The sequence below is a fragment of the Streptomyces sp. NPDC016845 genome (assembly GCF_044332585.1).
Classification (GTDB): Bacteria; Actinomycetota; Actinomycetes; order Streptomycetales; family Streptomycetaceae; genus Streptomyces.
In genome coordinates this window covers 328,486-341,416 of sequence record NZ_JBIRPI010000004.1, presented here as the reverse complement: position 1 = coordinate 341,416, position 12,931 = coordinate 328,486, and the positions used below count along the sequence as shown (strand labels likewise).

Here is a 12,931-nt window from a genome sequence, read left to right as displayed (position 1 = left end):
GCTCAGCCCTTGCCGCGGCTCAGGCGCAGGTACACGGCGGCGAACGCGCCCAGGACGAGGAAGAGCACGGTGCTCATGGCGCTGGCCATGCCGAAGTCGTTGTAGACGAAGGCGTAGCGGTAGAGCAGCAGGAGGATGGTGACGGTGGCGTCGTCGGGGCCGCCTCCGGTGAGGACGAACGGTTCGACGAAGACCTGCATGGTGCCGATGACCTGCAGCAACAGGGTGATCATCAGAATGAACCGCATCTGCGGGATGGTCACGTGGAGCAGCCGCTGACGGATCGACGCCCCGTCGAGCTCGGCCGCCTCGTACAGCTCGCCGGGGATGGAGCCGAGGGCGGCGAGGTAGATAAGCGTGGTGGTGCCCATGTTGGCCCAGGTGGAGACCAGGACCAGGGAGACCATCGCCAGGTTCTCGGACTCCAGCCACTGCTGGGCCGGCAGATGGAACACTCCGAGCACGTTGTTGAACAGGCCGGGGCCCGGATCGTAGAACCAGCGCCACAGCAGCATGGTGACGATCGGCGGCAGCATCACCGGGAGGTAGACCGTCATCCGCAGGTAGGACCGGGCGTGCCGGAACTCGTTGAGGACGACCGCGGTCACGAACGGCGCGGCGAAACCGAAGACCAGGGCGAGGAGAGTGAAGTAGCCGGTGTTCCGCCAGGCGGTGGCGAACAGCGGGTCGTCGAAGAGGCGTTGATAGTTGTCCCAGCCGACCCAGGTGGCGGGCTGGGCGAAGCTGACCTCCTGGAATCCGAGCAGCAGCCCCCGCACGATCGGGTACCAGGAGAAGAGGGCGAAGCAGATGAGTCCGGCGGCGAGGAAGGCGTAGGCGGTGGCGTTCTCGCGGATGCGGCGCCGTCGCGGGTGGCGCGAGGAGCGCTGGTGGCGCGCGCCGTCCGGCTCGCGCGACCCGGCGGGACGCTTCGACGGCCGGGGCGTCAGGGTCGTCGGGGTCGCCACGTCACTTGACCGTCGAGAGGATGCCGTCGACCTTCTTGGCCGCGTCCTTCAGGAGCTCGTCGAGGTCGGCGTCCTTCTTGGTGAGGACCGCCTGCATCACTCCGTCGAGGACGGTGTAGATCTGCTGCGCGTTCGGCGGCTCGACCTTCTGCTGAAGCTCGCCGTTGCGCTGGACGAACGGCTGGTAGTTCTGCGTCGGCACGTTCGCGTACTTGGTGTGGGCGGCGTCCTGCGTCTTCTCCGCCTGCCCGGTGAACAGGCGGTCAAGGGGCAGGCCGATGGGCACGTCGCTGCTGGAGGCGCGCTTGTCCTCGAACTCGGTGCGGTCGGGGTTGAGGTACTTCCACTGCACCCACTCGATTCCGGCCTTGATCTTCTCCGGTGACGCCTTCGGATTGAACATGAAGCCGTTGCCGCCGCCGAGGGTGGCCTGGCCGGGCATGGCGCCGACCCCGTACTCCTCGTACTTGCGCTCGAACTGCTTGACGATGGTGGGGATGTTGTCCGGCCCGGCCATGTACATACCGAGCTTGCCCGCGCCCATCATCTTCTGGACGTCCTCGATCTGCAGCAGCTGGCGTGAGCCCATGGTGTCGTCGGTCCAGCGCATGTCGTGCAGCGTCCGGAGCGCCTTGCGCCCGGCGTCGCTGTCGAAGGCGGCCTTCCATCTGCCGTCCTGCTGCGTCGCGATGGAGCCGCCCAGCGAGTACACCCAGGCGGTGAAGTGCCAGCCGCCCTGGTTGTTCTTGCTGTAGTCGGCGTACCCGACGGTGCCGTCGCCGAGAGCGCTGATCTTCTTCGCCGCGGCCCGGACCGCCTCCCACGTCGTGGGCGGGGACTTGGGGTCCAGGCCGGCCTTCTCGAACAGGTCGCGGTTGTAGATCAGGCCGAGCGAGTACTGGCCGTTGGGCAGCCCGTAGATCTTGCCGTCGGGCCCGGTGAACACCTTCAGGAACTCGGGTTTGAGGTCCTTGAAGTACGGCATGTCCTTCACGTACGGAGTGATGTCGGCGCCTTGGCGGCGCTGGATCAGCCCGGCGGGGTCGGTGAAGTACACGTAGTACACGTCCTCTAGCTGGCCGCCGGCCAGCTTGGCGGAGAACGTCTTGGGGTCCATCTGTCCTTCGCGGGCATCGATCCTGATCTTCGGGTGCGCCTTCTCGAAGGCCTTGACGTCCTCCTCGAAGTACTTGCGGTCCACCGGCTGCGTCTTGGGCGGCATGCCGTTCACGGAGATCGTGACGACGCCGTCCTTGCTCACCGTCTCCGACGACGAGCCGCTGCACGCCGCCAACGCCCCGGTGAGCGCGCAGGCGACGCCTGTGGCTATGAACCGACGACGGCTCTGGATACCAGCCATGACACATCAGCCTTCCTGCGATGCATCCGCGCCCGTGAACTCCGTCGCTCACAGCACCAGCGGACACGCAGAAGGTAGAAGTCATGTCTGCAAGAAGTCAATGACATGTTGCAAAATTCTTACGTCAGCCCTGCTGAAACGGCCTTCCGGTGGAGCCGCGCACGATCAACTGGGTCTCGAACAAGGTCACTCCGGGCTCTGTCCGATGGCCCTGCATCTGTTGTGCGAGGACCTCCACCGCCGCGTCCGCCATACGGGAGACCGGCTGTCTGCAGGTGGTCAGCGGCGGGTCGACGGCCCCCATGAACAGCGAGTCGTCGAAGCCGGTCACCGACGCGTCCCGCGGTACGTCGAGGCCCAGGCGGCGGGCTCCGCGGACCGCGCCCAGGGCCAGTTCATCGCTGCCGCAAACGATCGCGGTGGCTCCGCGTCGCAGCAGCCCCTCCGCGGCAGCGGCCCCCGCCTCCATGGAGAACAAGGCGTGCCCGACGAGCGGCATCCAGTGGTCGGCGGGCACGCGGCGCGCCTTCCAGAAAGCCGCGAACGCGGCCAGCTTGCGGGCGGACGGCACGTGTCCACCCGGCCCGACCAACAGGCCGACCCGCTCGTGCCCCATGCCGGTCAGATGGGTCAGCGACTGCCGTACGGCGTCCGCGTCATCGGCGCTGACCTGCACCGCCTCGGCATTCTCGTCAGCCGCGTTGACCAGGACCATCGGCACTTCGCGGTCCTTGAGCGCGGCGCCCTGCTCCCTGCCCGCATCGGCGTAGCTGGAGCCGATGAAGACAATGCCGCCGATGTTCTGCGCCAGCAGCATGTCGATGTAGTTGGCCTCGGAGACGCCGTCGGACGTGCGGGTGCACAGGACGGGTATCAGACCGCGCTTGTTGAGACGACTGGCGATCGCTTCCGCGAACGCCGGAAAGATCGGATTCTGCAGATCGGGCACCACCACACCGATCAGCACGCTGCGCTCGTCGTCCTCCGTCGACGGACGGGGCAGTCCGAGGACGTCGAGCGCTCTGAGCACACGCTCCCGTGTTGCGGGTGCCACCTGGGGGCTGCCATTGAGTACGCGTCGCGCCGTCACCTCACTGACACCTGCGAACCGGGCCACTTCGACGAGCTTCTTCTTCATGCGCACAGCGTACTTCGTGTCAGCAAAAATGGATCAGGTTAATGCAAAATAATGACGAGATGCCGCATGGATGCGAAGGCATAGCGAACTCAAGCCGTAGTTCTCAGTAGCCGGGTGCCCACCGGGTCTGCCGGATCGCGGTGCGCAGCTCGTCGTCCGAGGCGTGTGGGGCGACGTCGTCGGCGACGGCCTGCCGCGCCACGGCCAGCGCGATGTCATCGGCCACGTCCCGGACGTCCGCCCATGCAGGGAGCAGTGGCGCCTTCGCGTCCGCGAGGGCGGGGGAGGCGTCACCGAGGGCGCGGGCCCCGGCCCGCATCATCGCGTCGGTCACCCGGCTCGCCCGCGCCGCGGTGACCGCCAGACCCACGGCCGGGAAGACGTACACGTTGTTGCACTGGGCCACGGGAACGTCGGCGCCGTTCCGCTGCAGCGGCGGGAAGGGCGAGCCCGTCGCGACCAGCACTTTGCCGTCGGTCCACGCGTCCAGGTCGGCCGGCCGGGCCTCGGCGTTGGCCGTGGGGTTGGACAGGGGGAAGATGATCGGCCGGTCCACCTTCGAGGCCATGGTCCGGACGACGTGCTCGGTGAACGCGCCCTGCGCCGTGGAGAGTCCGAGCAGCACCCCCACCCGTAGGTTCTCGACGACATCGGCCAGCTGCGGGGCCCCCCGGGTCTGCCAGCTCTCGACGTCGGCGGGGTCGTGCGCGAAGGCGCGCTGGTCGTCGGCGAGGTCGTCGCGGTCGGTGGTGAGCAGACCCTGGACGTCGACGATCCAGCAGCGGGCACGCGCCTGCGCGTCCGACAGACCCTCGTCGACCATCTCCTGGCGGACCATGTCCATGACGCCGATGCCCGCGGATCCCGCGCCGACCATCACCACGTGCTGTTCCTTCAGCGGGGTCCCCGCGACCTTGGTCGCCCCCTGCAGCGCGCCGAGCACGACGGCGGCCGTGCCCTGGATGTCGTCGTTGAAGGTGAGCAGCCGGTCCCGGTACCGCTCCAGGATCGGGGCCGCGTGCGGGCTGGCGAAGTCCTCCCACTGCAACAGCACCTCCGGCAGCTCCGACCGCACCGTTTCCACGAACGTGTCCACGAAGGCGAAGTAGTCGTCGTCGCCGATGCGGCGGTGCCGCCACCCCAGATAGAACGGGTCGTCGAGCAGATCGGCGTTGTCGGTGCCGACGTCGAGCAGGACCGGCAGCGTACGAGCCGGGTTGATGCCCCCGATCAATGTGTACAGCGAGAGCTTGCCGATCGGGATGCCCATCCCGCCAACGCCCTGGTCACCGATGCCGAGGATGCGCTGCCCGTCGGTGACGACGATGACGTCGACGTCGTCGTGCGGGCGGTTGCGCACCATCTCCACCAGGTGCTCCCGGTCCGGCCAGGACAGGTAGAGCCCGCGCGGGCGTTGCCACAGCTCGGAGAAGTGCTTGCAGCCTTCGGCGACGGTCGGGGTGTAGACGAGGGGGAGCGCGGTCGGTACGTCATGGGCGAGCACGGCGTAGAAGAGTGCCTCGTTGCGGTCCTGCAAGGCGCGCAGGTACACGTAGCGCTGGAGGTCGTCGGGCTGCCGGGCGATCTGCTCCCAGGAGCGTCGGACCTGCTCGTCCAGGCTGGTCACCGCGTGGGGAAGCAGCCCCCGCAGCCCGCGCGCGGCGCGCTCGCGCTCGGTGAACGCGGTTCCCTTCGTGCGGTGGGGGTCGGACAGCAGGGCGGGACCGGTGAGATCGCTCATGGCTCCATGGTCAGGGGCGCGTGCGGTCCGTCGTGCCCTCGACACGCCTGCGGAGCGGCCGGTGAGCCGACCGGCGTCATCAGCCTCGCGGAGGTACCGGTGGCCGCCGGCGGCGAGCCGGACAAGGCGGCGTCGCGGGCGATGATGTCGCCGGGCATCGGCTCTTCGAGCTAGCTGACCCGTCGCCGGGCGGCCTGTGGCCGAGCAGTGAGCGGGGGCCGCTCGGCGGGAATCAAGCCGGCCGCGGAGAGCAGGGTCCAGCCCGCGAGGAGGAGTTCCTGAGAACGTTCGGCCAGACCCACCCAGAGGTTGACCGACCGCGTCATCAGGACGATCACCGCGACCATCAGCCACACATTGACCGCCCACTGCACAAGGACGAGACCTTGAGCCGAACGGTCAATGTGGACTGCCGTTGATCGGTCGCATCGACGGGAGGCAACCGTGAAGGCCGTCATCGCGGCGAGCGCGGCCGCTGTGGAGACGGCGCTGGTGGTGGCGTGCACGGTATGGCTGACCGGCGCCAGCCCGGCCACCTCACGGGCGAAGCACGCGCGGTCGGCGACCAGCGCGCACGTCAGCGGAGAACGGGAGTCCACCATGGTGGCCGCGCCGAACACCCCGAAAGCCCACCAGCCGGCCGTCTCCCACCGTCCCCGGGGCAGGCGCGCGTCCAGGGCCAGGACGGCGGCCGCGGCCGCGCATCCGCCGGCCAGCAGATCGATGGCGCGGAACAGAGACCCGTAGGGCTGCCCCTCGGCGAGAAGTTCGCTGACAAAGGTGTGTACCGGGTCCACGCCCGTCACGAGGACGGACTGCACGAGCCAGGCGTTGTACAACACGCCGGAGCACATCAACAGCACACTGATCAACTGCCTCCGTGGGGGCAGACGGATCACACCCAGCCGTTTCAGCTTCCCCCACGTCCCCCGGCGCGCACACGCATGCTGTCCTCCCGCAGATGATGGGCAGTGCGCTGGCATGTTTCCCTGCGGGCCGTGCCATGGCACGGTTGCCCGTCCATCTCACTCCAGCAGCGGTGTTCCGGGCCGCCCAGCGGTGTGCACGTGTGAGTTGGCCGTGACGTAGCATCGATGTATCGGAGTAGAAACGTGCTCTGCCGCCGACCGAACAGATGGCCGGGCGGGGAGCACGCGCATACGCGGCATCGAACGGTCCGCCACTTCTTCCGCAGAAGGAGTGTGTCGTGAGGGCAGCACAGTTCAGCCGGTTCGGCGGCCCCGAGGTTCTCGAGATCGTCGACCTGCCCGATCCGCACCCCGGCCCGGGTGAGATACGTATCAAGGTGCGTGCGGCAGGGGTCAACGCCAGTGACTGGAAGAAGCGTCAGGGCCTGATGGACCAGGAACTGCCACAGACTTTGGGCTACGAGGCAGCAGGCATCGTCGACGAGATCGGCGACGGGGTCCCGGGTGTCACGGCCGGCGACCGGGTGTTCGGGGCTTCACCTTACGGAGCCGCCCAAGCAGAACTGGCCGTGCTGTCCTACTGGGCCCGGATCCCGCACTCGCTCGACTACGCGGGATCCGCGGCGATTCCCGCCGCAGCCGAGACCGCGGCGCGCGCGCTCGACCAGCTGGGTGTCACAGCGGGCAGCACCCTGCTCATCAACGGCGCGTCCGGCACCGTCGGGAGCGCCGCTGTCCAACTCGCCGTGCAGCGCGGCGCGCGCGTCATCGGCACGGGCAGTTCTGGCACGCACGATGCCCTTCGCTCACTGGGGGCCGAGCCGGTGACCTACGGCGACGGGATGCCCGAACGCGTCCGGGACATCACGCCATCGGGTGTCGATCTCGCCCTGGACGTCGCCGGCAGCGGCATCCTTCCCGCACTCGTGGAGCTCGCGGGCGCCTCCGAGCGCGTGCTCACGGTCGCCGACTTCCGCGGTGCTCAGCGGACGGGCGTCCGCTTCAGCCGCGGCGACACCGGCCGCGCCACCTACGCGCTCGCCCAGGTCGCGCGGCTGGCCGAAGCGGGACGCTTCTCCCTCCAGGTCGGCCGGACCTTTCCCCTGTCCGAGATCGCCCTCGCGCACCGGGTGGGCGAGGCCGGGGGTGTGCGCGGCAAGTTGGTGCTGCTTGTGGACTGACCGGAGCTCACGGGGGATCAGTTCAAGGTCTGCGTCAGTGCGCTGCGGCTCGGTGTGTGGACGATGCGGCCGTGCGCTCCGTTGACGATCGGCATGTAGGGCGGGACGTGGCCGCACTCGACGTCGGCGATGATCGGCACGTCGAGAGCACCGAGTGCGTCGAGGACGGCCTCATGCTGGCTGAGGGTGCGGCTGTCCGGTGCGTTGGTCCGGCCGACGAGAATGGCGTTCGCCTGGTCGAAGAACCCTGCGAGCCTCATGCCGTGCAGATTGCGGCAGATGGTGAAGGCGTCGTCGCCGGCCGCTTCCACGTACACGAGCAGCCCGTCCGGTGACTCGTCGCGAGCGAAGGCGGAGACGTCGAGGTAGTCCGTCCCCGCGAGGTTGCACAGAGTCTCGACGCAGCCACCGATCAGGCGTCCCTCGGCCTCCACGTCGCCGCCGCCGTCGAGCCGGGTCCAGGCGCCGGCGGAGTCGAGCGTGTACTCGCGTACGCCGGGGCAGGCGGCGAAGTCGTCGAACCCGGTCGACCTGTGGCGACCGGGTGGGGTCTGGGTGAACTGGTGCCCCCGTGGGGCTGCGACGATGTCGAGCCACGACCGCAGTTCCGCGGGCACCCGGTAGGGCGTGTCCATGAGGTTGTTGCCATGGACGGTCGCTGCCCCGGTGAGCAGCGTCATCGGCGTGATCAAGGTCGACATGTCGGAGAATCCGACGAGCCAGGTGGGCTCTGCCTCCCGCAGCTTGTCCCAGTCGAGCAGCGGCAGCAGGTCGATCGCGGTCTCTCCGCCCCACGGCGGCACGATGGCCCTGACCGTGGGATCGGTCAGCATCGACATCAGCTCGCTCGCCCGGTCGGCGGCCGAAGCGCTGACGTGCCCGGAACCGTCCATGCACCGGCCGATGACGACCTCGTAGCCGTGATCCCGAACGTCACGGACGGCGTACTCGAGACGCTCATGCAACGCCTCAGGCACCCCGCTCGACGGAGAAGTGACACCGACTCGGTCACCAGGGCGCAGCGGGGACGGATATCGAACAGTCATGCGCCGGAGTCTGGCAGGCCCGGTGGGGGAGCCGCGGAGCGGGGTCCTTCGTCGGCGGGGCTGAAGGCAGGAGAACGCACGGTAACAGGTCTGTGACACAAATGAGGGCAACGGGTACCCGGGCATGCGGGTCATACGGGGTGAGTACCGACCGAACTACACGGGGGAAGACCGAAATGAACGTACAACTGCGCAAGGGAACGATGGCGCTGGCCGCGATGGCGGCCGTCGCGGGCGCCGTCGCCGCGACGACTCCGGCGGCGGCCGCCGCGGAGCCGCGGTTCCTCGCACCGTCCGAACTGCCGCCGCACCCGCGGTCCGCGTGGGTGGCGGGCCCGGTCACCGCCGGACAGCCCGACCCGCTGCCGATGTGCGTGGGCGACGCCCTGCCGTCGACGTCCGTGCACCGCGCCTTCCGCACCGACTACGACACGAGTGCGCTGCAGGTGACCGTGGTCGAGCGCAGCGTCCAGCGCGCCAAGGACTTCGCGGCACTGCTGCGCACGCACATGTCCGACTGCCCGCACGAGCTGGTCGAGCAGGACCCGGAGGTGACCGCGACCGAGCGGTTCTACGGCAAGCTGGCCGTCGGGGACGGCGCCGAGGTGTTCGGGATCAACACCACGACCACGTGGGGTGCCACCGACATCAACCTGTTCTCCATCGGCCGTGACGGCAATGTCGTCACCGTCGTGCGGTGGGGTGAGATGGGCGACTTCACGAACGCGCCGGTCGCCGCCTTCAAGAAGACGACGGTCACAGCGGTGAACAAGCTGCGCTGACGTTCGCGGTCGGACGGCCCCGGGGCGCGGCGCGGTGAGCGCCGCGCCCTCGTGCGTGGGGATGCCGGCCGGCTCAGGCGCGGTCGTGGAGCGTGACGTGGTAACCGTCGGGGTCGGCGAAGGTGAAGGTCCGTCCGAAGGGGCCGTCGATCGGGGCCGAGACGATGGGGTGACCGTCGGCGACGAGGGCGTCATGGATGGTCTGGACGTCCGTGGCGTGGAGCCAGACCGCGGCACCGATGCCGGGCCGCGCGACGGAGTCGAGATCGGTGCCGGGCACGATCTCGCGGAGCGCGAACGCGATCGGCTTCGTTTCGAACACGACGGCGTGCGGAGGCCCGGCCTGCGAGCGGACGAGGCCGAGGTAGCGCTCGTAGAACGCCTGCGAGGTGTCGAGGTCGCGAGCTTGGAGGGAGATGAAGTCGGGGCCGGTGGCGGGCATGGTGATGCTCCTTCGCTCTACGCGTCAGCCGCTGCGTGTCAGCTTCCTGACACGACTCACGGTATGTCAGAATCCTGACATGAGTCAAAGCGGAGACGGCATCGACCTGGACAAGTCCTTGGGCTACCTGCTCAAAGAGGCCTCAAGTGCCTTGCGTACGGCCATGGAAGAGGTCCTTCGGCCGCTCGGGATGAGCGTGACGCACTACTCCTGTCTCGAACTGCTGGCGCAGCGGCCGGGGCTGTCCAACTCCGAGCTCGCGCGTGGCGCGTTCGTCACCCGGCAGACGATGAACGTGCTGCTCCAGACCCTCGAACGGGACGGCTACGTGACCAGGCCCGCACAGGCGCCCGTCGGGAAGGCCCTTCCCGCGCGGCTCACGCCAAGTGGCCGACGGAGCCTGGAGAAGGCGACCGTGGCGGTCCGGTCCGTTGAGGTCAGGATGCTGACGGGCATGACGGAGCCCGAACAGGCGGGCGCGTTCCGGATCCTGCGGAGCATGATTCACTCGCTGCGCGAGGACGGCGACGCACCAGCATCGAGCACTCCTCCGTCAGGACATGTGTCGAGTGGGACATCCGCAGGTAGGCCGTCGAACGTGCCAACCAGACGCACAGCGGGGGAGCGCTGAGACACTCGCCAGGGCGCAGCAGTGATCAGCACGTACATCGACGAGGTTCCCGTTCTTCGGATCCCCGCGCCCGGACCCCTGTCGTCCTCGCCGTCGACGATCTCGGAGCGCTGCCCCGGGCGACGCGTCTCGCCCGCAAGAGCCGCGGCACGCCTATACAGTTCCGCGGCTTCTCTGTAAAAAACTTCCGCCGCCACGGGCCTTGATGCCCCAGTGGAGAGTCGGCCAGAGTCAGGGCGTGGCGAACACACCCCCCATATTTTCGCCGCCAGGCAAGTGGCCCCCCTTTCTTTTGTGGTGTGACCTTGCCTGCTACTCGGAAGGAAGCACTGTGCGCATTTCGCGTAAGTACGCCCTCGTGGCTACCGCCGGAATTCTTCTCTCGGTCTCCGCTGTGAGCGGAGCCCAGGCCCAGGAGGGTCAGGACGGCCGGGGCAGCGGTGCCTCCCCGCGCTATCAGCCGGAGATGGTGCGGGCGCTGGCCGCATCGCTCGGCGTCAGTGAGACAGCCGCCGTCCGACGCCTGGACCAGCAGGCGCAGCAGCAGGACAGACTGGCGGACTTGGGCAGGAGCGGGATATCCGCCGACGGCGCGTTCTTCACCTCCGCGGGCAAGCTGACCGTCAATACGCACAATGCGGCGGAGGCCAAGAAGGTGGAGAAGGCCGGTCTGGGCGCGCGCGTGCCCGTCCGCGGGCAGGCCGAATTGGACGCCATCAAGGCGAAGCTGGACGCTTTCGCCGTCGAGCGGGTGCCTGCCGGTGTGAATGCGTGGGGTGTCGACCTGGCATCCGACACCGTCGAGGTCGAGGTCGCGAGCGAGAGCGGAGCCGCCGCGAAGGAGTTCCTGGCCGAGGCCGGAAAGTACGGATCCGCGGTCAAGGTCGTACGCGGCCACGAGGAACTCGCTCCGCAGGCGGTGATCTACCCGGGCAGCCGGATGACCTTCAACGGGTACATCTGTTCCGTCGGTTACGGTGCCCACGACAGGAGCGGCAAGCAGTACCTGGTCACCGCCGGTCACTGCGTGGAGGACCTGCCCGTCCTCTCGTACGACAACGCGCGGTTCGCCAAGGCCACCCACTCGCGGTTCGCGCTCGGCACGCGCAGCGTGGACATGGGTGTGGCCGCCATCGACGCGGGCAACTCCATCGCCACCAGTGTGGGCACATGGGGCAACGGCAGCTCGGTCGCCGTCCGGGGCAGCCAGCGCGCCGCGTCGGGGGCCGCGCTGTGCAAGTCCGGTCAGACCACCGGCTGGACCTGCGGAAAGGTCAGCTCCTACAACGTCAGCGTGACGTACACCGACCAGAACGGCGGCCCCGACACCGTGGTCACCGGTCTCGGCAGCTCCACCGTCTGCACCGAGGGCGGTGACAGCGGCGGCGCCTACATCTCCGGCAACCAGGCCCAGGGCATGACCTCCGGCGGGCCCACCGGACAGACCTGCACCGGGGGCGTGAACTCCCGCGGCTCCTCCTACTTCCAGCCGCTGGACGACGCGCTGAACTACTACGGCCTGACGCTGAACACCAACTGACCCCCGGCCCCCCACCCAGGGACCGTTCACCGGCCACGGTGGGCGGTCCCTCCGGCATGCGGCCAGGCCCACCAGCCGACCGACACGCGTCACGGACCCGCGTTCCCGTAGAAAGACATCATGCCGAGCGACCTGAACCACGCGCACCACGCGCACCCCGCGCACAGTGGGACCGAGACGAACTTCGCCCTGACCCTCCGGGATGCCCTGCGCCGCCGCGGACTGCCCCTGGAGCGGATATGCGGCCGCCTGCAGGAGCAGGGCATCACCGTGAGTGTGGCCACGCTCAGCCATTGGCAGCGGGGCCGCAGCCAACCCGAGCGGATGAAGTCGCTGCAGGCCGTCGACGCCCTGGAGCCTCTGCTCGGCCTCCGCTCCGGCACCCTGCGCTCGCTGCTCGGACCGCACCGGCCCCGGGGCCGCTCGCTGCCCCTCGACCCGGCCGCCGCCCGTTGCGTCTACGGTGACGCGTCCGACCTCGAACAAGCCCTCGGGGAGGCGTTCGCGCACTTCAACGCGGACACGCAACTGCTGATGAGCCACGAGACGGTGACCCTGGACGCACGTCGCTCCATCCGCGAGACAGCCGTGACCAGCGTCGTGCGAGCCGTCACGGACGGGGCCCGGCACCTCACCGTCGTCCATTTCCTCGACGCGCTGCCGATCGACGACGTGGACATCTTCGTACGCAACGGGGAGATGACCGGCCGCAAACTCCTGCCCGACCTGCGCAGTGTCGTGGCCGACATCTCCTTCGGCCGCCCGCTGGCCCGCAACGAGACGGCGGTGGTCGAGTACACCCTCCGGATCGGGCCGACCCCCGCGGTCTCGCACTCCCACGAACGCCGGATCAGGGATCCGCTCAGGACCTACCTGTTGCACGTACGGTTCGATCCGCTCGCGCTGCCGACGCGTTGTCACTACTCCTACCGGGAGCGACTCGGCGTCGAACCACGCCAACGCCACCGCGTGGAACTGGACGCCTCCCACACCGCACACCTCCTCCCCGCCAAGTGCCCGCCGGGGGTGTACGGGCTCGAGTGGGAGTGGGAGTGAGAGCCGTCCGCAGGGATTCTTGTCGCACGGTGGGTGCCGCACCTGGCGTCATCCCTGTCTGTACGCGTGTCCCCAGTCATCGAGGAGGACGTACGACGGGTCCAGCTCCGCGGCCGC

General features: G+C 68.8%; 11 protein-coding genes and 1 pseudogene. 5 read left to right on the top strand and 7 right to left on the bottom strand.

Annotated features, from left to right (window positions below):
• Positions 1 to 2: 2 nt before the first annotated feature.
• From ACH4RC_RS14690 to ACH4RC_RS14670, 5 genes are all read right to left on the bottom strand, one after another.
• Positions 3 to 968, bottom strand: coding sequence for a carbohydrate ABC transporter permease (locus ACH4RC_RS14690; protein ID WP_398199902.1), 966 nt, complete (start codon positions 966 to 968; stop codon positions 3 to 5).
• Between the two features lies 1 nt (position 969).
• Entirely contained in the window at positions 970 to 2,328 is a 1,359-nt protein-coding gene (locus ACH4RC_RS14685) for an ABC transporter substrate-binding protein (RefSeq protein ID WP_398199899.1), read from the bottom strand.
• 124 nt (positions 2,329 to 2,452) lie between these two features.
• Positions 2,453 to 3,466: a LacI family DNA-binding transcriptional regulator gene (locus ACH4RC_RS14680; protein WP_398199897.1), complete on the bottom strand. Its 1,014-nt coding sequence runs from the start codon at positions 3,464 to 3,466 to the stop codon at positions 2,453 to 2,455.
• A 103-nt stretch (positions 3,467 to 3,569) separates the two neighbouring features.
• Positions 3,570 to 5,207, bottom strand: coding sequence for an NAD-dependent malic enzyme (locus tag ACH4RC_RS14675; protein ID WP_398199895.1), 1,638 nt, complete (start codon positions 5,205 to 5,207; stop codon positions 3,570 to 3,572).
• Positions 5,208 to 5,377: 170 nt separating this feature from the next.
• Positions 5,378 to 6,070, bottom strand: a complete 693-nt coding sequence (locus ACH4RC_RS14670; RefSeq protein ID WP_398200508.1) for a DUF998 domain-containing protein — start codon at positions 6,068 to 6,070, stop codon at positions 5,378 to 5,380.
• Between the two features lie 344 nt (positions 6,071 to 6,414).
• On the opposite strand from ACH4RC_RS14670, the gene ACH4RC_RS14665 reads away from it, so the two are divergent.
• Positions 6,415 to 7,317, top strand: coding sequence for an NADP-dependent oxidoreductase (locus ACH4RC_RS14665; RefSeq protein ID WP_398199892.1), 903 nt, complete (start codon positions 6,415 to 6,417; stop codon positions 7,315 to 7,317).
• Between the two features lie 17 nt (positions 7,318 to 7,334).
• Here the strand turns inward: ACH4RC_RS14665 and ACH4RC_RS14660 are convergent, their stop codons facing one another.
• Positions 7,335 to 8,363 (bottom strand): S66 peptidase family protein, encoded by a 1,029-nt coding sequence (locus ACH4RC_RS14660; protein WP_398199889.1) that lies wholly within the window; start codon positions 8,361 to 8,363, stop codon positions 7,335 to 7,337.
• A 176-nt stretch (positions 8,364 to 8,539) separates the two neighbouring features.
• Here ACH4RC_RS14660 and ACH4RC_RS14655 point away from each other — a divergent pair, with 176 nt between their 5' ends.
• On the top strand, positions 8,540 to 9,145 hold the full coding sequence (locus ACH4RC_RS14655) for a hypothetical protein (RefSeq protein WP_398199886.1): 606 nt from the start codon (positions 8,540 to 8,542) through the stop codon (positions 9,143 to 9,145).
• 73 nt (positions 9,146 to 9,218) lie between these two features.
• Here ACH4RC_RS14655 and ACH4RC_RS14650 read toward each other — a convergent pair whose 3' ends face one another.
• Entirely contained in the window at positions 9,219 to 9,587 is a 369-nt protein-coding gene (locus ACH4RC_RS14650; protein ID WP_398199884.1) for a VOC family protein, read from the bottom strand.
• Between the two features lie 79 nt (positions 9,588 to 9,666).
• Between ACH4RC_RS14650 and ACH4RC_RS14645 the strand changes: the two are divergent.
• The 3 genes and pseudogenes from ACH4RC_RS14645 to ACH4RC_RS14635 form a co-directional block, all read left to right on the top strand.
• A pseudogene (locus tag ACH4RC_RS14645) lies at positions 9,667 to 10,116 on the top strand (MarR family winged helix-turn-helix transcriptional regulator); the annotation flags it as partial.
• Between the two features lie 433 nt (positions 10,117 to 10,549).
• Positions 10,550 to 11,758 carry a S1 family peptidase gene (locus ACH4RC_RS14640; protein WP_398199881.1) on the top strand — a complete coding sequence of 403 codons (1,209 nt, stop codon included), beginning with the start codon at positions 10,550 to 10,552 and terminating at the stop codon, positions 11,756 to 11,758.
• Positions 11,759 to 11,878: 120 nt separating this feature from the next.
• Positions 11,879 to 12,814, top strand: coding sequence for a hypothetical protein (locus ACH4RC_RS14635; RefSeq protein ID WP_398199879.1), 936 nt, complete (start codon positions 11,879 to 11,881; stop codon positions 12,812 to 12,814).
• The last annotated feature ends 117 nt before the right edge of the window (positions 12,815 to 12,931 follow it).